Here is a 16,732-nt window from a genome sequence, read left to right as displayed (position 1 = left end):
TTCGGGCACAACCCAACTACACCAGGTGAGCATTCCAGACCAGCAGCACCCGTGCCTGGATGAAGGTTTCATCGGCCCTAATCGTCTGCGGGGGATGCCTATCGTTATCGGAAAGCATCTTGATCTGATCATCACCGATCCACTGAAGACGCTTGATGTACAGGTGTCCTTCCCAAGAGAACATGTATATCCCGTCGCCTACGAACTCGCGGACGCTGACATCTACCAGGAGCGGGTCGCGGTGCTTTATCGTCGGCGCCATCGATTGCCCCCAGCCTGTCACCATCTTCAGGTGGAAGTGCTCTTTGAACTCAACGCCCATTTCACGCAAATGCTGGGGGCTGACGCGCACGTCCTGAAACATCTCGGGGTAGTCGTGCGGGATCTGGCCACCACCCATCGCGGCGCGGACGTCGTAATGCGCGATCCACACCTCATCCCCCATGGCGCCTGGGCGGTAGTAATCCAATTCGATGACTCCGCCGCCATCGTCGGCTTCTGCCGCTGCAAGCAACCTCTTCCTTGCAGCCTCAGGTAGCGATTTCCCCTGCTTCTCTAGCATTTGACGAACGATGTCCGAAGCTGTCGCGCCTGGCGTTGAAGCGGTGGTGCGCTCAGCGCTGCTGGTAAGTCCGCTGATCTCCTTCGCCAATCTCTTGCTGAACTTCTCAACTGGTACATCCAGCAGGCGAGACAGCACCGCCGCGAACTTTACGTTCAGCGGGTTCGTGCCGTTCAGGTACATAGCGACAGCGGCAGCAGAAATATCAGCTGCTTCTGCAAGGCTCGCTTGAGTGAGGCCAAGGGCGTTTTTTTTCGATACGAAAAGCGCCTTCGCTGCGTCGCACTCAGCTTTCAGCTCTGGGGACAGTTCTTTCTTTTTGCTCATCCGTGAAATTTAACCGTTGGTTAATTTAATTGCGGCAACCGGCGGTGTTGCTAGAAACCTAACCGGCGGTTAATATCGTTCTCGAAAACACCATTCGAGATTTTCAGAATGAAGCAGATCCCACTAACAGAGCTGGTTGATACGAAAGGGCAGGCCTTTGCGGCTAAGTCTCTTGGGGTCAGCCCTGCTGCAATCAGTAAGGCCATTTCCGCCGAGCGAAACATTTCAGTTACCTGCAATGAAGACGGGACCTTTGAGGCTCATGAGCTCAAGTCTTTCCCGGCGCAGGCTTCGGCGAAGAGATCTGCAGCCTAAATCACTTTCGTCCGCCTGGATGCGAGGGAGACGGTTGCACGCTCAAAACCGCGCAGCTCATCACCGCCGAGCCGATCACGTAAGGGGCCGGCAACCCGCTCAAACGCAGGCCACAGCCTGAGTTGAGAAGACAAGGGAAGGGTGGAAGCCAAGGCGACCACCAAGCAGCAAAGGGCCGCTATCTCGCCTTGTAATTCGGAATGATTGGTCATGGATGCGTCCCTGATCAGAGCAGATTTTCAATGTACCCAGACTACGAACGAGACAGCCCCATGGAAACGTCCAGTCCAAGACACAGCGCACAAACCCGTGACCAGGTGCTGGTCGCGCACGCGGCGAACCAAATAGCTCGCACCAGCCTGAGCCAAGACGATTTTGCCCAGGCGCTGAGCCGCGAGTTGCACTTGGCTTGTCCGGGAAAGGCCGCAGCCAAAGAGGTACCGGACTTCAGCGCGCTGACCGATCAGAACGATGTCGGTGAATTTGTGAAGGCAACCGGCCGTTGGTTGAAGCGTGTTCAGCGCTGGCTCTCCGGCGATCAAGACATGCCGTCCTGGCTCGAGGAAGCGTGGGTCAACGCGCTTGAGCCTGAGTTCCGCGATCACTGCATCAACGAGCTGGCCGGTCGCCATGGACTGATAGGCGCCCGCCAGATGACCAGCGTCCAATGCGCAAACAAAAGCTTCGGCGCTCTGATCCGCGCTCTTGGCGATGTGATCGATACCGGCAGCGAAGTGTTCGACGACCAGGTGATGTGCGAAGAGGACTTGCCGCACCTCCCGGCATTCGCCAAGCAGTGCCGCCAAGTTGAGGCACGGGCAGGGGAGTTGGGTCGCAAGGCTGAGGCCCTGCTTGTGAAGCATCGCCCAAATTTGAAATCCATCGCCTGAATCCCGGGCACAAAAAAGCCGGGATTGCGCCCCGGCTAATTCATTACAACTTGATGAGGCCGATTATGCAGAGCCAACTCCATTCAAGCAATACCTCTCCCAATGTCGCGACACGTTTTGCTAATTCCGAAAACGTGTCGCGTACCACGATGTCTTCCCGCGAGATCTCCAATGTCACCGGTAAACGGCACGACAACGTGAAGCGCGACATCGTGGCAATGCTCAAAGACCTGAAAGTAGATGCACTCAATTTTGAGGACATCTACCTTGATGGTCGCAACCGCGAGCAAATCCAGTACATGCTCGACCGCGAGCACACCGACTGCCTGCTAACCGGCTACAGCGCCCCGATGCGCATGAAGGTGATTCGTCGGTGGCGCGAACTGGAACAGCAGCAGGGCGCCCGCGAGCAGGTCCTGCTGAATGGCACCAAAGTCGTCGGCGAGATCGCCATCATTGAGTGCTTCACGCGCCTGCTGAAGCCCGCGCCATCTTGCCAGATGGCCATGCTGACGAAGATTGCCCAGAACAACGGCCTCGACCCGAAGTTTCTCCCAGGCTACGCCGTCGACGCGGCGCCTGATGCGGCCGGCGGCTCCTCGATGCCCACCAAGTCGGCCACGGCCTTGCTGAAAGACAACAGCATCCGTATTGCGCCGGCGGCATTCAACCGCGCACTGGCTGCCAAGGGCTTCCTCAAGCAGCTCCAGCGCAAAAACTCCAAGCAGGAAATGGTCGACTTCTGGTCTGTGACTGAGCAAGGCCTCCGTTTTGGCAAGAATTTGACCAATCCTCAATCCCCCCGCGAGACGCAGCCTCACTGGTACGTCGATCGCTTCCTCGAACTGGCCGACCTGATCGGCAAAGGCTGCAAGTAATGGCCAGAATCCGCACTATCAAACCCGAGTTCTGGTCCAGCGAACAGGTGATGGAGAGTCGCCCGTTGGCTCGCCTTCTGTTTATTGGCCTGTGGAATTTCTGTGACGACGGCGGCAATCACCCTCTGTCTCCACGAACCATCAAGGCTCTTGTCTTCCCTGGTGACGACATCACCACCGAGGCGGTAAGCGAACTGCTGGGCGAACTGGAAGGTTCAGGCCTGACTCGTAGCTACACCTCAGACGGCAAGCAGTACCTGCATGTGAATGGCTGGAAACACCAGAAGATCGAGAAGAAGAACTTCAAATATCCGCCGGTTCCGGAACTGGTTGTCGAGGAGTCGTCGAATGGTAGCGGAGCAGTCGTCGAGGAGTCGTCGACCGATCTACCACCAGTCGACCCCGTAAGGGATGTAGATGTAGAAGGGAATGGAGAAGATCAACACCACTCTCACAGCGCGGGTGAAGAACCTCAGCCTGAACTTGATATCGATGCAGCCCCGGAACCTGTCGACCCAAAGTCCCCTGTGGAAATGACTCTGGACTGGATGCCCGGCGAGAACCTCCTGAAAACCTACTGCGTCCACTTCGGCGTCTCGACTGACGTATTCACCAAGGAGGCTATCGCCCCGTTCACCGCTCACCATGAAACGACCGGCATTCTGCAAACCCAATCCAAATGGGTTTCCCTGCTGGTGAAGTGGGTGAAGGACGACAAGAACCGGGCGAGCAATGTCCGCCAGTTCCCGAAACGTGAAACCCAATCCCGTCACACCGGCTTCGCTGAGCGCGATTACACCGCCGGCCTGACACGGCGGGAGGACGGCAGCTATGCGATCTGAAAAAGTAATCGCCATGCCGAGTGGCGTGCCAGCTCCGCAAACGACCACTGGCGTATGCGATGACCACGGCCAGTTCCCGCAAACCGTGAACGTGATTTTCGGCAAGGTGTTCAAAACCGGTTGCCCGGATTGCATGCGCATTGCGAAGGAAGAAGAGGCTGAGCGGGCCAAGACTCACGAGCGTTACGAGCTGTCCGTCAAGCTCGGTTCCGCGCTTATTCCGAAGCGCTTCACTGGCAAGACGCTCAACGGCTACATCACCGAGTCTCCCGAGCAGAAAGAGGCGTTTCGGATCTGTCGCAAGTACGTGGACAAGTTCCCGGAAATCTCCGAGTCGGGCCGATGCCTGCTGATGCTGGGCAAGCCCGGCACTGGCAAAACCCACCTAGGCGTCGCAATAGCGAATGAGCTCATGCGCAAGACAGCCGCTACGGCCGTGTACCGCACGATTGGCTCAATCCTGCATGACATCAGGTCCACATACGGCGCAGGCACGGAACGCACTGAGGGGATGATCCTTTCCGGTCTGATCACTCCGTCTCTGCTCGTTTTGGACGAGATCGGTGTGAGCAAGGAAACCCCGAGCGACTTCGAGCTGACCACGATCTTCACCATCATCAACGGCCGGTACGAGCAGATGCGCCCCACGGTGATCATCTCAAACCTCGACGGAAAATCGCTGCCATCTGCCATGGGGGAGCGGTGTGTGGATCGCCTGCGGGAGGGTGGGGTGATCGTCATTCCGTTCGAGTGGGAATCTCAGCGCGGCAAGGAGGGCTTCTGATGAGCTTTCACACCCAAATCAAAGTGGTTTGTACTCTGGCGGGCTTCTCCGTCGGCGTGTTCTGCGTCCTGATCACCATGGCGGTGACCCAATGACTGACAAGATAAGCGTCAACTGCCAGGCCAAACTCACCGAGGCCATCACCAGCCTGACCGCCATGTACCGCGATAAGAAGTTCGTCGTTGTGTCCCTGCGCCCGGGCAAGGATCGCACGCTCGATCAGAACTCGCTGTGGTTTGGGATGTACAAGCGCATCGCCGAGATGACCCCGATCGGCGATGCAGCCGATGCTCGTCGCTACTGCAAGCTGCACTTCGGCGTGCAGATCCTGCTGAACGAGGACTCAGGGTTTCAGGCAGCGTGGTACCGGGTCATGCGCCATCTGCCCTACGAGGAGAAGCTGGTCATGATGGGTGAATGCAAGCTGTTCGGCCCCGACGGCTTCCCCGTTACCAGTCTGTTCAACCGCGCCCAGGGCATCCAGTACACCGACCGTATCGCCGCGTTTTTCACCGGGCAGGGCGTTGTCTTCACCGATCTGCTAAGCAAGGAGGCTGCATGAGTCTTCCATCAAGCAAACCGAAGCCGAAGAAGTGCGCAAACCCTGCTTGTGGTGAGGACTTCACGCCGACCTTCAATACCGCGCAGAAGGTTTGCAGCTTTACCTGCGGTTTGGCCATCAAGCATGTGAATCAGGAGAGGGCGCGCAAGTCGCTGGCTCAGATCGAGCGCAAGGAGATCAAGGTTCGTAAGGAGAGGCTGAAGAGTCGAGCGGAACATCTGCGCGAAGCCCAGGCCGCGGTGAACGAGTACGTGCGCATGCGTGACGCTCACCTGCCTTGCATCAGCTGCGACTCGTGCCCCAGCGACCACGACTTGATTACCGGCAGCCGGTGGGACGCCGGGCACTACCGATCGGTTGGCGCCTGCCCAGAGCTGCGCTTCGAACTTCTGAACATCCACCGCCAATGCGTGAAGTGCAATCGGAACCTGTCCGGCAACGCCGTGGAGTACCGCATTCGCTTGGTGCTGCGTATCGGTGCCGAGAAGGTCGCTTGGATTGAAGGGCCTCATGAAGCGCGCAAGTATACCGTCGAAGAGATCAAGGCCATTAAGGCTGAATACCGGGCAAAGACAAGAGAGCTGAAGGGGAGAGCAGCATGACTTATCGCAATGTGGTATCCGCAGTTGTTCGGGCGCTTGCCGCCGAGACCATCAACTCCGCCGGTGGCTGTGACTTTGAGCCCAAGGTGCAGTGCGCGAAGCAGAAGGGCGAGATCGTCGGCAAGGAGGCTGCATTCCTCACCGACTGCTGGGTGTTCGGTCGGTTGCACAAGTCTCTGTCGGCGGCGCACTGGCGGGCGCTTGTGGCGAAGTACTCCACCCACGCTGAGCGCAAGCATGGGGCGATCCTTGAGCTGATCAAGACGGCGCAGTCTCCAGCGCCGCAACGCTTCCGTGAGTGCGCGGTGCTGACCTGGGCAATTCCTCAAGTGGCCGGAGCCGAGGGCAAGCGTTCCGCCGCGGTCCTGCCTGCGGCGTGGTACGACATCACCAATTGGGACAACGACGGCAAGCCGGAGTCGACCCGGTATCGGTGGCGATCGAACATCCGTAAAGCACTGGATGACCAGGTGAACGAGGCGCTCACAGCAACTCAGGAACTACTCGACACAGAGGGACTGATCGAAAGTTGCGCGGCGTAGCAAATAGCCATTGCAATGAGTGAGAAAGTGAGAGAGTATTTGACCATCCTGTCGATCTTGCGCGTTGAGGTTGCACAGTAAAGCCCGGCATAAAGTCGGGCTTTTTCATGGGAGGCAAAGGAAGATGCGAACTCTCTTACTTCTCGGAATGTTTCTCTCGCCATTAGCGTTTGCTGACTCTTTCGAGCCCTCGCATAACTGCAACCAGCCAGATATTCCTTACGAGTTTGCAGATCAGTATCAGCGCGACCAGTTCAACGCGGAGGTGGAGGAGTACAAATCCTGCATCACTGACTTCGTAGAGGAGCAGCAGGACGCCATTCGAAAGCACAAGTCGGCAGCCGATAATGCTATTGAAGAGTGGAACTCGTTCGCTAGGTCGACATGAAATCGCATAACGATTCATGAAGCCGGATTAACCGCCAGGCTTTTTTCGTTTCCGCAATTCGTCCAACACCTATTCCAAGCCTCAGCATCTGCTGGGGCTTTTTCGTTTTCGGCTCCACCACGCCCATCGCTCTGAGCTGGGAGTGCTGCTGGGGCCGATTCAAATCCGCAGGTCATTGCCTGCCGTACTCCCAACTCCCTGACGGGGAGGAACCGAGATGCCAAACATGCCTGACAAACCAGACACCTGGCTCATCGTCATGGCCTGGCTCAGCCAGCACTCCCCGATGTTCTATGCGGCAGCGCTGTCGTGCTGGATCGCATTCTTGCGCGTCATCTACGGTGGCGGAGGAAGACGACAGGCTCTGTTGGAATCCTGCCTGTGCGGTGCGATCACGGCCGGGGCATTCCCGCTGCTCGAATACTTCAACCTGCCATCGAGTCTTGCAGCTGCTGTCGGCGCTGTTATTGGCACCTTGGGCGTAAAGAAGGTTGCCGCCTTGGCCGACCGATTCACCGACTTCAAATTGCCCAAGCGGCAGGAGTGACCCATGCACCTGATCGACAACTGGAAACAAGCGCTGAGTATGACCAGCGTTCAGGCGGGTGGCGTTATCGCTGCCCTGGGCATCGCCGAACAGCTTATGCCGCAACTGCAAGCCGTACTGCCACCGGTGGCCTATGGCGTGCTTGGCCTGCTGGTGATGATTGCCCGGGTGATCCTGCAACCGAAGCTGAGCAAGTGAGCGCCGTAACCCGGCTGCATCACGCTCTGCCGCTACCGCCTGATGTGGGCGCAGCGATCAAGGCCGACAAGGCTGCAGGCCTTCCATAAATTACCAATCTGGCGCTAGGTTGACACCATAAGTGTCAGTTGTGGCGGGGCGAGAAAGTGCTTCATTCAGGTTGCGGCAATGGACTTCTGCCTGTACAGCCTGTGAGAAGTTTCGATTCAGCGCTTCCCCTGTGTGGATGTCGACGATTCGATAGTAGAAACCATTCGAAACACCGTAGGCAGGTCGCTTTTGCACGATGAAGACTTCCCCCATGATCTGGCCCCCTATTGGCTAATCCATACACCTTAATCCCTGATGGTTATTTATCAAGGAAGGTGGATGAATGGCGATTTTGGGAAATTGGACAAAGCGATCGGCGCGACACCTTTCGCGAATCAGTAAATCGTGTCGCGACATTGGAGAAGGGCATGAGCAACGTCACTCGCCTGCATCACGCATTGCCACTGAGTCCTGCGATCAACACCGCTGTCATTGACCTGGATAGCTCCATTGCCAAAGCAATTGACGTCGCCAAGGCTGCCGGCCTGCCTCAGGGCTTGGTCATATCCATCTTGCACGGGCACGCCCAGATGCAGACAAACATCATGGTGAGTTGAATGGCCGCAGAGATTCACGACCTGGCTGACCATCGACCACACCTGACGGTTTCGGCTAATGACGGCGTACATGTTATTTCTCTGGCGCTGGTGCACGAAGTTGTATCGGGCGACAAGCCCTCAAGCATCCTGACCGAGCCAGTGGTTCGCCGAATCATTGAAGAATGGATAGAGCGAGTGACCGCATGAGCATGAAGATCGTTGAGTTCAAGCGTGAGGGTTGGCGCGACGCTGCCAAAACCCTTCGCAAGATTGCTGATGATCTCGATGCGGGTGTGCATCCGGATTGCACTGTTGGAGCGTTGACCATCATCGGCCCGAAAGGCGAGGTGACGGTATTCGGGTTGGGGCCTAAGTGCGACGACTTGCAGTGCTTGGGTGCAATGCGTCTGGGTGAGCAGAAGCTTATTGATGTGCTAATAGGGCAGGAGTAAGCCGTCCCTTCTCAAAACAGTGCATAGCTGAACGCTGTCCGCGGGATACGCTCCGTCGCCGTCCTCGCTTCATAGTATGTTTGTCCTACCCCTTCGAGCTTCGCCTCGATCATCTCTCTAACATCAGCTTCTTGGTCGGAAGGGAAAATGCCAAGTGCCCAAATTGATCTCAAATCTAGCTCTGACTTTCGAATTTTGGCAACTTTGGCTAGGTCGGCAACCATGTTTGTAAGGCAATTTCCAAGCTGAGTGTGTTGCTTTATTTCCAGCGCGACAAAACGCTCTCGCACCCAATGCTTCTTCCTGATGATGAAGTCTGGCTTGAAAAAGTACCGTAGTTCTTCTCTGCGATAGTCAAATTCCACTGCGCACTCCCGCTCCCATACAGGTTCGGAAATATGCTCGGCTAGAAAACGAGCGAATTCGACTTGAAACCAAATTTCCCAGCCTGTGATTTCCTGCTCGTCGATGACCCTTAACGCTGACCGAATGTTGCGGCGCTTAAAAAAATCCTTGAGAAGTCCGTGCATGTACTCGAAGTCAGCTTGGGGTTTTTTAATGCTCATTCCTTAAATTCTCTCTGGCACCACTCCACACGGCGCGTACTGATACCGGCAACCCGCCACTATTTCAAGCTTCAGAGTGATCCCATGACAACCAAGCAACCTGACTGGGAGCGCATTGAACAGCTCTTCCGGGCTGGTCTGCTCTCGGTACGTGAGATCGCCTCAGCATGTGGCGTGTCTCATACAGCAATTAACAAGCGCTCGAAGGCGGAAGGTTGGGAGCGAGACCTTAAGGCCAAGATCAAGGCAAAGGCTGATTCACTGGTTTCCAAACGAGAGGTTTCCAGCAAGGTTTCCACGGAGACGCTGGCAACTGAGCGTGGAATCGTAGAGGCGAATGCTGAGGTCATTGCAGACATTCGCATGGCCCACCGAACAGACATTGGCCGCTCTCGGCGCCTGGCCAACAAGCTGCTGGATGAGCTGGAATCGCTCACCGATGAGCAGGGGACAATCAAGTCTCTGATCAAGCAGTTCAAGGAAGGCGATCAGGAAGACGGCGAGGCAATGGCTGACATGTTGGCACTGGCCAACAAGATCGGCGCACTCCCATCGCGGACCAAGACCATGAAGGAGTTGGCCGAGACACTCAAAACGCTGGTTGCTTTGGAGCGCCAAGCTTACGACCTGGATACGAAAGCTGGCGGCGATGACGCCGACGAGCTATCGAAACTGATGGACGATCTATCGAAGGAAGCCTGACATGAAGCCCGAGCACTTGAAGCTGCTCCGGGACAAGCGTTGGCGCCTGAACAATCTCTACTTCATCACGGACAAGCAGGGCAAAAAGGTCCGCTTCCGGATGACGGACGAGCAGATCGAATACTTCGACGGGATGCACACGCGGAACATCATCCTGAAGGCTCGCCAGCTCGGCTTTACCACCGAGTGCTGCATCATCCAATTGGACGCGGCTCTGTTCGAGTCTGCGAAGTGCGCACTGATTGCTCACACCCTGAACGACGCCAAGCGCCTGTTCCGGGAGAAGGTGAAGTTCGCCTACGACAACCTGCCCAAAGAAATTCGTGCAGCCAACCCGGCGAGCAACGACGCCGCCGGCGAACTGGTGTTCAGTAAGGGCGGCTCGATCTACGTTTCCACGTCCTTCCGGGGCGGCACGCTGCGCTACCTGCATGTGTCCGAGTTCGGGAAGATCTGCGCCAAATTTCCACACAAGGCCCGTGAGATTGTCACCGGCGCCTTTGAGGCCGTAGCCACCGACTGCTTCGTCACGATCGAGTCAACGGCGGAAGGCCGGGCTGGCTACTTTTTCGATTACTCGCAGAGTGCTGAGCGCCAGTTGCTGGCCGGCGTGCCGCTGGGCCTGCTGGACTGGAAGTTTTTCTTCTTCTCCTGGTGGAAGAACAAGGCCTACTGGCTTGACCCGACTGACGTGGTTATTCCGCAGCGCCTGACCGATTACTTCAACGAGTTGCACGCCAAGCACGGGATCGTCACGAACGACGGCCAGCGCGCCTGGTACGCGGCCAAGGAGAAGACGCTCGGCGACGACATGAAGCGGGAATACCCGTCCATTCCTGTCGAAGCCTTCCAGCAGTCGGTTGAGGGCGCCTACTACGCGCAGCAACTGACCAAGCTTTACGCCCAGCAACGCATCGGCGCGATACCGAACAACAGCCATCTGCCGGTGATGACCTTTTGGGACATCGGTGTCGGTGACTCCACGGCCATCTGGTTCGTACGCCAGGTCGGCACCGAATACCACGTCATCGATTACTACGAGAACTCAGGCGAAGGCCTGCGGCATTACATGAAGGTGCTCAAGGACAAGGGCTACACCTATTCCGAGCATTGGGGCCCGCACGACATCGACAACCGAGAGTTTGGCAGCGATGCCAAGACCCGACGAGAACTGGCCCAAGAGGGCTATGAGATCGACGGGCAGAAGTACTGCATGACGTTCCAGGTGGTTCCAAGGATCGGCATCAACGACGGAATCGAGGCAGTACGGGAGATACTTCCTTTCTGCGTGTTCGACGAATCGAAGTGCGAGCAGGGCATCAACTGCATCGAGAACTACCGGAAGGAATGGGACGACAAACGCGGCTGTTGGAAAGACAAGCCGCTTCATGACTGGACCTCTCACGGCTCAGACGGATTCAGGTACTTCGCTGTCGCGAAGAGCGCCAGGAAGCCGGCAACCAAAATCAAAATGGGGTTTGCACGCTGATGAGCGACGTCACTTTCACCCGTCCTGAGTACAAGGCGGCACAAAACCGCTGGCGCTTGGTGCGCGACGTCTGCAAAGGCTCGGAAACCATCAAAGCTGCTGGCGACTACTACTTGCCGCGACCGAATGCGTCCGACATCAGTCAGGACAACAAGGATCGCTACGACGCGTACAAGAAACGTGCGGTGTTCTACAACGCCACAGGCCGAACGAAGCACAGTCTGGTGGGGGCGGTGTTCCGTACCTGGCCAACGCTGACCGTTCCCGGCGCTCTCGACTACGTGTCGAAGGACATCGACGGGCAGGGCGTGAGCATTTACCAGCAGTCGCAATCGGTCATCGGGCATTTGCTTGAGGTCGGTCGTCACGGGTTGCTGGTGGATTACGCCGCTGTGAAGTCTGGCACCGTCAGCAAGGCGGATGAACAAGCCGGCCGCGCCCGGGCCAGCGTTGCCAGCTACTCGGCGGAGTCGATCATCAACTGGAAGACGCGCAAGGTCGGCAGTCAGCATCTGCTGAGTCTGGTCGTGCTGCGCGAAACGGTGGACGTTGATACAGATGACGGTTTCGGCAGTGAGCAGGTTGTGCAATATCGAGTGCTGCGGCTTGATGCGGCCGGGGTCTACACGCAGGAAGTTTGGGAAGAGGGCAGCAGCGCGACTTTGATGGTCACTGCTCCTTTCTCTCCACTGAATGGCGCGGGCCAGCAATGGAAGGTGATCCCGTTCCAGTTCCTGGGTAGCGAGAATAACGACACCAGCATCGACGATTCGCCGCTTTACGACATGGCCGAAATCAACATCGGTCATTACCGCAACAGCGCGGACTACGAAGAGGCTGCCTACCTGGTGGGTCAGCCTCAGCCTTGGATGTCCGGGCTCAGCGATCAATGGCGCGACCATCTGGAAGCTGACGGCATCTTCCTTGGATCGCGTGCACCTTGGCTGCTCCCGCAAGGTGGCGCCTGCGGGATGATGCAGGCTCAGCCGAACGCCGTGGCCAAAGAAGCCATGGACAGCAAGAAAGAGGACATGGTGTCGCTCGGAGCGCGGCTGATCGAGCGGGGCAGTGCGGTGAAGACCGCGACCCAGGCCGACAATGACAGCGCAGCGGAACACAGCGTCCTTTCGCTGGTGGTCAGCAACGTCAGCGAAGCCTACAGCCAGTGTCTGGTCTGGATGGCTGAGTTCGTGAACGCTCCAGGCGAAGTGGTCTACAAGCTGAACCAGGACTTCAGCCAGATCTCCTTGGACGCAACGATCCTCACTAGCCTGTTCAATGCGGTGCAGGGCGGTAAGTTACCGTCGTCTGACTTCTGGCAGTACCTGCGCGATCGCGGGGTTATCAATCCCGAGAAGACCGACGATCAGATTCGCGATGAACTGGAAACCGAGAACCCCGGGCCGAACCTGGATGATGCTGAGGTAAATTCAAATGGCGGCCAACCAGGCAATCCTTGATGCCACGATTCGGCACGCGGTCTTCCTCGAGCAACTCAAGTCGGGGGAGGTTGCCAAGTTCGGACCTTTCCTCAAGGAGATTGATCGCTCGATCCGTGAGCGACTCACCCGTATCGACCTGACGGATTACACCGTTGCTCGGCTGGAGCGGTTGCTGAGTGAGGTGGATAGCCTGCTGCTGGGCATCTTTGACCGGTACAGCGAGAAGCTGAACCTCGACCTGATCGACATCGCCAACTATGAGGCCGAGTTCGAGGCTACCAGCCTGACCCGCGGGGCGCCGGTGGGCGTCTCGTTTGATGCAGCGGTGCCCGGTGTTACGGCAATCAGGGCGGCCATCCTCACGAACCCGCTCAGCGTGCGTGGTGCAGACGGCGGAAAGCTGCTCAAGACTTTCATTGATGGCTTTACCACCACCGAACGACAGCGCCTCACAGGCGTGATCCGGCAAGGCTTCTTCGAAGGCCAAACCAACTTCCAGATCATCAAGAACATCCGCGGGACCAAGGCGCTCCAGTACAACGACGGGATCCTGGCCACGACCAACCGGAACGCCGGCGCGGTAGTGCGAACTGCCGTGCAACACGTCGCCACCCAGGCGCGCATGGAGACGCTGAAAGAGAACTCCGACGTTGTGCAGGCGGTGGAATGGGTTAGCACGCTGGACACGAAAACGACCAGTCAGTGCCGGACGCTTGATAAGCGCCGGTTCAAATTGACCGAGGGGCCACGACCGCCGATCCACATCAACTGTCGCTCGACGGTGGTGGCGGTGACCCGTTTCAGTGCGCTCTTTGCCGAGGGCGCCACGCGAGCATCCATCGGTGATGGCGGCGCTCAGCAGGTAAGGGCAGACCTCAGCTACTACGACTGGCTCAAGCAACAGCCGGCAGCGTTTCAGGACAAGGCCATTGGCCCGGTCCGCGCCAAGCTGTTTCGCGAAGGCGGCCTAAGTATCGAGCGGTTCTCCGAGCTGCAGCTTGATCGCAACTTTTCACCTCTGACCCTTATACAGATGAAGGCTCTTGAGCCTCTGGCGTTCGAGAGGGCGGGTATTAACTAATGTCAGGGCAAGGGCGGTGATCTCGTCGGGCGCCTGCTGACGGGCGGAGTGCTACTGGTCCAGCCTGGATTGTACGCATCGAACGCATCTGATAGCTTCCTGATATCACTTAGGGAGCTATTCCATGAAATGGCATGTTATCGCCACGTCACTTCTGATCGCCACTGCTGCCGCAACTGCCAGCGCCCAAGGCTACATCTACGGTCAGCCGAACACGAACTACAACAACATTGGTAATTCGGTGTACGGGTCAGATGGCACCACCTATACCCAAGTAGGGAATACCACCATAGGCTCTGACGGCTCAACCGCCACGCGCATCGGGAATACCACATTCAACTCCAACGGTGGGACCAGTACGCAGATCGGAAATACGATGATCAACTCTGACGGTTCGTCTGCGACCAGAGTCGGAAACACTATTATTGGTTCCGACGGAACCACTTGTACCCAGATAGGTAACTCAACTATCTGCAACTAGCTTTATCGATCAACAGAGCCCTGGCATCCGCCGGGGCTTTTTTATGCACGCGATTCACTCAGGCCTCGTCTATGACGGGGCTTTTTCATATCTGCGGGCAGGGCCTGCAAATCGTCTCTGGGAGACAAACAAATGGGCTTGAAGTATCAGCTGGACACTCTGGACGGCCTCGATGACTCCGTTAAATCGCTCTACACCGAGAAGGAAGGAAAGTTTGTCCTCGGTATTGAAGGCCTGCCACAGCCGGAAGACGTATCCGGCCTGAAATCCAAGGTCCAGGAGCTGCTGGACGAGAAGAAGGCCGCCGACAAGGCGCGCAAGGACGCCGAGGACCAGGCGCGACTGGAGCGTGAAGAAAACGCCCGCAAGTCCGGCAACGTCGAAGAGCTCGAAAAGTCCTGGTCCGAGAAGTACAACCGCCGCGAAGCTGAGCTGAACGGCATGCTGGAACAGGAGCGTGGAACGCTGAGCACTCAGATCCGGGATCTGACCGTCGGCCGTACCGCTACTGACATTGCGTCTGCCCTGGCAATCCCAGGCAGTGCAAAAGCCCTGTTGCCGCACATAGAGCGCCGTCTGAGCGTCGAGCAGCGCGATGGGAAGCCTGTCGTGGTCGTGCTCGACCAGCAGGGCAAGCTCTCGGCGGCAACGCTGGATGAGCTGAAAGCAGAATTCGCAAACGACGTGGCCTTCGCGCCACTGATCGCGGGTAGCAAAGCATCAGGCGGCGGGGCCGGCGGTGCAGGTGGTGGGGGCGGGGCCCCGAAAGGAAATATCGGCGGTACCAAAGCAGAGCGTACGGCGGCGATCGCCTCCCGGTTCTCTGATCTCCCTCTCAAGTAAAGGAATAATCCATGTCCCTGTCCCAAATGCAGGTTTTCAACGAGTACGTCATGCCGGCGACTCTGGAAACCCTCGATCAAATGCTTGAAGCATTCAACGCCGCGAGCAATGGCGCTATCGTGTTGTCGCCTGATGGCTTCACCGGCGACTTCCTGCAGCAGTCGTTCTTCCAGAACCTTGGCGCTGCTCAACGGCGCGTGAACCGCTACGCTGCGCAAGCCGCGGTGACTCCGGTCGACCTGACCGAGCTGCAAAACACCACTGTCAAAGTGGCTGGCGGTTTCGGCCCGGTACGTTACGAGCCGTCGCAAATGACCTGGCTGCAACGCCCAACCGTTCAGGGTATCGAAGTCGCCTCGAAGGCCTTCGCCGAGATCCTGCTGAAGGATCAGCTGAACACCGCAATCGCTGCGCTGGTTGCCGCGATCACCGCCCAAGCCGCTGCAACCAACGACGTGTCGGCCACCCTTGGCATCACCCAGTCGGCCCTGAACAACTCGCACGCCAAATTCGGCGATGCCAGTCAGAGCCTGGTTGCCCAAGTGATGCAGGGCAGCACCTGGCACAAGCTGGTAGGTCAAGGCCTGGCCAACGCCAACAACCTGTTCGAGGCTGGCAACGTGCGCGTGGTCGACATCCTCGGCAAGACCTCCATCGTGACGGATGCCCCTGCGCTGATGCAGACCGGCACCCCGAACAAGGAAATCATCCTCAGCCTCGCGGCTGGTGCGGCATTGGTCCACGACAGCCGAGACATCATCTCGAACGTCCAGACCACCAACGGCCAAACCCGCATCGAAACCACCATTCAGGTCGACTACTCCTTCGGCATGGGCCTGAAGGGTTACACCTGGGATGTGGCTAACGGCGGCAAGTCGCCTACCAGTGCGGCGCTGGCTACCGGCACCAACTGGGACAAGACCGCCACCAGCATCAAGGACACCGCCGGTGTGGCCTTGATCGGTGACGCTGCCAAGTAACCATCAACAACTGAGCCGGGGCCTTGTGCCCTGGCCCAGCGGAGTGACAGTGATGACTGATAACAACATCTGGTATCTGCCGGGTCCGTTCCACCGCTATGAGGATGACGTGAAGGCCATTGCCAAGAAGGCGGGCCTGATCATCGTCGATGCCAACGTGACGGACAGTCGTGACGGCGCAACTGAGACCGCACCCGTAGTGACGCTGAAGGAAGTGGCGGCGCCTCTGGTGGTGGCTGTAGCGGGCGACGACAAAGTCGTGCTGGAAGAGCTGATTGGCAAGCTCCAGATCGAAAGCGATACGATCCGTGCTGTCATTGATGGGCTCGACGCCGGCGAGATTGAAAAACCGGAAGCCGGTGAGCTCGCGATCCGACTGTTTCAGGCGCTCGACGGCATCCGCCTACAGATGGTAGATCTGGCCGATGCGCGTGATGACCTCGCGGCAGAAAATGAAAGGCTGCGTAACGAGCTCGCAGAGTTGAGGGCGGGCGAAGGGCAGGAAGTAGACGCTCTGAAGGCTTCGCTCGATAAGGCTGGCGTGAGCTACCGCGCGAACGCCTCAAAAGAATCCTTGGAAAGGCTCGTCGCTGACCTGCCCAAGGCGTGATACTGCGGCTGCCGATCATT

Annotated in this window: 24 protein-coding genes; 22 read left to right on the top strand and 2 right to left on the bottom strand. The window is 57.7% G+C overall.

Annotated features, from left to right (window positions below):
- Window positions 1–16: 16 nt before the first annotated feature.
- Window positions 17–889, bottom strand: a complete 873-nt coding sequence (locus C7534_RS11325; RefSeq protein WP_109785817.1) for a S24 family peptidase — start codon at window positions 887–889, stop codon at window positions 17–19.
- Window positions 890–997: 108 nt separating this feature from the next.
- Here C7534_RS11325 and C7534_RS11320 point away from each other — a divergent pair, with 108 nt between their 5' ends.
- The 14 genes from C7534_RS11320 (at window position 998) to C7534_RS11255 (ending at window position 8,518) form a co-directional block, all read left to right on the top strand.
- On the top strand, window positions 998–1,204 hold the full coding sequence (locus C7534_RS11320; RefSeq protein WP_109785816.1) for a Cro/CI family transcriptional regulator: 207 nt from the start codon (window positions 998–1,000) through the stop codon (window positions 1,202–1,204).
- A 272-nt stretch (window positions 1,205–1,476) separates the two neighbouring features.
- A complete protein-coding gene (locus tag C7534_RS11315) occupies window positions 1,477–2,094 on the top strand; it encodes a hypothetical protein (RefSeq protein WP_109785815.1) in 618 nt (205 codons plus the stop codon).
- A 149-nt stretch (window positions 2,095–2,243) separates the two neighbouring features.
- On the top strand, window positions 2,244–2,972 hold the full coding sequence (locus C7534_RS11310; protein ID WP_109785989.1) for a Rha family transcriptional regulator: 729 nt from the start codon (window positions 2,244–2,246) through the stop codon (window positions 2,970–2,972).
- Window positions 2,972–3,814 (top strand): DnaT-like ssDNA-binding domain-containing protein, encoded by an 843-nt coding sequence (locus C7534_RS11305; protein ID WP_109785814.1) that lies wholly within the window; start codon window positions 2,972–2,974, stop codon window positions 3,812–3,814. Before C7534_RS11310 ends, C7534_RS11305 begins: the two co-directional genes overlap by 1 nt.
- The gene (locus C7534_RS11300; protein ID WP_109785813.1) at window positions 3,804–4,598 is read left to right on the top strand and encodes an ATP-binding protein; all 795 of its coding nucleotides are present in this window, start codon (window positions 3,804–3,806) and stop codon (window positions 4,596–4,598) included. The genes C7534_RS11305 and C7534_RS11300 overlap by 11 nt, the downstream gene beginning before the upstream one ends.
- A gap of 91 nt (window positions 4,599–4,689) precedes the next feature.
- Entirely contained in the window at window positions 4,690–5,160 is a 471-nt protein-coding gene (locus C7534_RS11295; protein WP_109785812.1) for a hypothetical protein, read from the top strand.
- Entirely contained in the window at window positions 5,157–5,762 is a 606-nt protein-coding gene (locus C7534_RS11290) for a recombination protein NinG (RefSeq protein ID WP_109785811.1), read from the top strand. Before C7534_RS11295 ends, C7534_RS11290 begins: the two co-directional genes overlap by 4 nt.
- Complete coding sequence (locus tag C7534_RS11285; RefSeq protein WP_109785810.1) at window positions 5,759–6,304, top strand: hypothetical protein; 546 nt, start codon at window positions 5,759–5,761, stop codon at window positions 6,302–6,304. The genes C7534_RS11290 and C7534_RS11285 overlap by 4 nt, the downstream gene beginning before the upstream one ends.
- 124 nt (window positions 6,305–6,428) lie before the next feature.
- Window positions 6,429–6,692 (top strand): hypothetical protein, encoded by a 264-nt coding sequence (locus C7534_RS11280; RefSeq protein ID WP_109785809.1) that lies wholly within the window; start codon window positions 6,429–6,431, stop codon window positions 6,690–6,692.
- A gap of 217 nt (window positions 6,693–6,909) precedes the next feature.
- Window positions 6,910–7,239: a phage holin, lambda family gene (locus C7534_RS11275; protein WP_109785808.1), complete on the top strand. Its 330-nt coding sequence runs from the start codon at window positions 6,910–6,912 to the stop codon at window positions 7,237–7,239.
- Window positions 7,240–7,242: 3 nt separating this feature from the next.
- Window positions 7,243–7,437, top strand: coding sequence for a DUF7940 domain-containing protein (locus tag C7534_RS11270; protein ID WP_109785807.1), 195 nt, complete (start codon window positions 7,243–7,245; stop codon window positions 7,435–7,437).
- Window positions 7,438–7,895: 458 nt separating this feature from the next.
- A complete protein-coding gene (locus tag C7534_RS11265) occupies window positions 7,896–8,084 on the top strand; it encodes a hypothetical protein (RefSeq protein WP_109785806.1) in 189 nt (62 codons plus the stop codon).
- Window positions 8,085–8,273 carry a hypothetical protein gene (locus C7534_RS11260; RefSeq protein WP_109785805.1) on the top strand — a complete coding sequence of 63 codons (189 nt, stop codon included), beginning with the start codon at window positions 8,085–8,087 and terminating at the stop codon, window positions 8,271–8,273. It begins immediately after the preceding gene.
- Window positions 8,270–8,518: a hypothetical protein gene (locus C7534_RS11255; protein ID WP_109785804.1), complete on the top strand. Its 249-nt coding sequence runs from the start codon at window positions 8,270–8,272 to the stop codon at window positions 8,516–8,518. The genes C7534_RS11260 and C7534_RS11255 overlap by 4 nt, the downstream gene beginning before the upstream one ends.
- Before the next feature lie 11 nt (window positions 8,519–8,529).
- Here the strand turns inward: C7534_RS11255 and C7534_RS11250 are convergent, their stop codons facing one another.
- Entirely contained in the window at window positions 8,530–9,084 is a 555-nt protein-coding gene (locus C7534_RS11250) for a hypothetical protein (protein WP_109785803.1), read from the bottom strand.
- 84 nt (window positions 9,085–9,168) lie between these two features.
- Between C7534_RS11250 and C7534_RS11245 the strand changes: the two genes are divergently transcribed.
- The 8 genes from C7534_RS11245 (at window position 9,169) to C7534_RS11210 (ending at window position 16,712) form a co-directional block, all read left to right on the top strand.
- Window positions 9,169–9,786: a hypothetical protein gene (locus C7534_RS11245; protein WP_109785802.1), complete on the top strand. Its 618-nt coding sequence runs from the start codon at window positions 9,169–9,171 to the stop codon at window positions 9,784–9,786.
- 1 nt (window position 9,787) lies between these two features.
- Complete coding sequence (locus tag C7534_RS11240; protein WP_109785801.1) at window positions 9,788–11,275, top strand: terminase; 1,488 nt, start codon at window positions 9,788–9,790, stop codon at window positions 11,273–11,275.
- Window positions 11,275–12,735, top strand: coding sequence for a DUF4055 domain-containing protein (locus C7534_RS11235; RefSeq protein WP_109785800.1), 1,461 nt, complete (start codon window positions 11,275–11,277; stop codon window positions 12,733–12,735). The genes C7534_RS11240 and C7534_RS11235 overlap by 1 nt, the downstream gene beginning before the upstream one ends.
- Entirely contained in the window at window positions 12,710–13,798 is a 1,089-nt protein-coding gene (locus C7534_RS11230) for a minor capsid protein (protein ID WP_109785799.1), read from the top strand. Before C7534_RS11235 ends, C7534_RS11230 begins: the two co-directional genes overlap by 26 nt.
- Before the next feature lie 124 nt (window positions 13,799–13,922).
- Window positions 13,923–14,279, top strand: coding sequence for a hypothetical protein (locus tag C7534_RS11225; RefSeq protein WP_218278077.1), 357 nt, complete (start codon window positions 13,923–13,925; stop codon window positions 14,277–14,279).
- A gap of 132 nt (window positions 14,280–14,411) precedes the next feature.
- Window positions 14,412–15,122 (top strand): hypothetical protein, encoded by a 711-nt coding sequence (locus tag C7534_RS11220; protein ID WP_109785798.1) that lies wholly within the window; start codon window positions 14,412–14,414, stop codon window positions 15,120–15,122.
- A gap of 11 nt (window positions 15,123–15,133) precedes the next feature.
- Window positions 15,134–16,102, top strand: a complete 969-nt coding sequence (locus C7534_RS11215) for a major capsid protein (protein ID WP_109785797.1) — start codon at window positions 15,134–15,136, stop codon at window positions 16,100–16,102.
- A 52-nt stretch (window positions 16,103–16,154) separates the two neighbouring features.
- Window positions 16,155–16,712 (top strand): hypothetical protein, encoded by a 558-nt coding sequence (locus C7534_RS11210; RefSeq protein ID WP_109785796.1) that lies wholly within the window; start codon window positions 16,155–16,157, stop codon window positions 16,710–16,712.
- Window positions 16,713–16,732 lie beyond the last annotated feature (20 nt).

It is taken from the genome of Pseudomonas sp. OV226 (assembly GCF_003148705.1).
GTDB lineage: Bacteria > Pseudomonadota > Gammaproteobacteria > Pseudomonadales > Pseudomonadaceae > Aquipseudomonas.
This window is presented reverse-complemented; position numbering and strand designations above follow the sequence as displayed.

Excerpts from the sequence above, each read along its gene's own strand:
- C7534_RS11210 (WP_109785796.1), top strand. The coding sequence starts at position 16,155 with ATGACTGATAACAACATCTGGTATCTGCCGGGTCCGTTCCACCGCTAT.
- C7534_RS11250 (WP_109785803.1), bottom strand. The coding sequence starts at position 9,084 with ATGAGCATTAAAAAACCCCAAGCTGACTTCGAGTACATGCACGGACTT.
- C7534_RS11290 (WP_109785811.1), top strand. The coding sequence starts at position 5,157 with ATGAGTCTTCCATCAAGCAAACCGAAGCCGAAGAAGTGCGCAAACCCT.
- C7534_RS11305 (WP_109785814.1), top strand. The coding sequence starts at position 2,972 with ATGGCCAGAATCCGCACTATCAAACCCGAGTTCTGGTCCAGCGAACAG.
- C7534_RS11270 (WP_109785807.1), top strand. The coding sequence starts at position 7,243 with ATGCACCTGATCGACAACTGGAAACAAGCGCTGAGTATGACCAGCGTT.
- C7534_RS11240 (WP_109785801.1), top strand. The coding sequence starts at position 9,788 with ATGAAGCCCGAGCACTTGAAGCTGCTCCGGGACAAGCGTTGGCGCCTG.
- C7534_RS11260 (WP_109785805.1), top strand. The coding sequence starts at position 8,085 with ATGGCCGCAGAGATTCACGACCTGGCTGACCATCGACCACACCTGACG.
- C7534_RS11295 (WP_109785812.1), top strand. The coding sequence starts at position 4,690 with ATGACTGACAAGATAAGCGTCAACTGCCAGGCCAAACTCACCGAGGCC.
- C7534_RS11300 (WP_109785813.1), top strand. The coding sequence starts at position 3,804 with ATGCGATCTGAAAAAGTAATCGCCATGCCGAGTGGCGTGCCAGCTCCG.
- C7534_RS11325 (WP_109785817.1), bottom strand. The coding sequence starts at position 889 with ATGAGCAAAAAGAAAGAACTGTCCCCAGAGCTGAAAGCTGAGTGCGAC.
- C7534_RS11285 (WP_109785810.1), top strand. The coding sequence starts at position 5,759 with ATGACTTATCGCAATGTGGTATCCGCAGTTGTTCGGGCGCTTGCCGCC.
- C7534_RS11235 (WP_109785800.1), top strand. The coding sequence starts at position 11,275 with ATGAGCGACGTCACTTTCACCCGTCCTGAGTACAAGGCGGCACAAAAC.
- C7534_RS11255 (WP_109785804.1), top strand. The coding sequence starts at position 8,270 with ATGAGCATGAAGATCGTTGAGTTCAAGCGTGAGGGTTGGCGCGACGCT.
- C7534_RS11310 (WP_109785989.1), top strand. The coding sequence starts at position 2,244 with ATGTCTTCCCGCGAGATCTCCAATGTCACCGGTAAACGGCACGACAAC.
- C7534_RS11220 (WP_109785798.1), top strand. The coding sequence starts at position 14,412 with ATGGGCTTGAAGTATCAGCTGGACACTCTGGACGGCCTCGATGACTCC.
- C7534_RS11215 (WP_109785797.1), top strand. The coding sequence starts at position 15,134 with ATGTCCCTGTCCCAAATGCAGGTTTTCAACGAGTACGTCATGCCGGCG.
- C7534_RS11275 (WP_109785808.1), top strand. The coding sequence starts at position 6,910 with ATGCCAAACATGCCTGACAAACCAGACACCTGGCTCATCGTCATGGCC.
- C7534_RS11265 (WP_109785806.1), top strand. The coding sequence starts at position 7,896 with ATGAGCAACGTCACTCGCCTGCATCACGCATTGCCACTGAGTCCTGCG.
- C7534_RS11230 (WP_109785799.1), top strand. The coding sequence starts at position 12,710 with ATGGCGGCCAACCAGGCAATCCTTGATGCCACGATTCGGCACGCGGTC.
- C7534_RS11280 (WP_109785809.1), top strand. The coding sequence starts at position 6,429 with ATGCGAACTCTCTTACTTCTCGGAATGTTTCTCTCGCCATTAGCGTTT.
- C7534_RS11245 (WP_109785802.1), top strand. The coding sequence starts at position 9,169 with ATGACAACCAAGCAACCTGACTGGGAGCGCATTGAACAGCTCTTCCGG.
- C7534_RS11320 (WP_109785816.1), top strand. The coding sequence starts at position 998 with ATGAAGCAGATCCCACTAACAGAGCTGGTTGATACGAAAGGGCAGGCC.
- C7534_RS11225 (WP_218278077.1), top strand. The coding sequence starts at position 13,923 with ATGAAATGGCATGTTATCGCCACGTCACTTCTGATCGCCACTGCTGCC.
- C7534_RS11315 (WP_109785815.1), top strand. The coding sequence starts at position 1,477 with ATGGAAACGTCCAGTCCAAGACACAGCGCACAAACCCGTGACCAGGTG.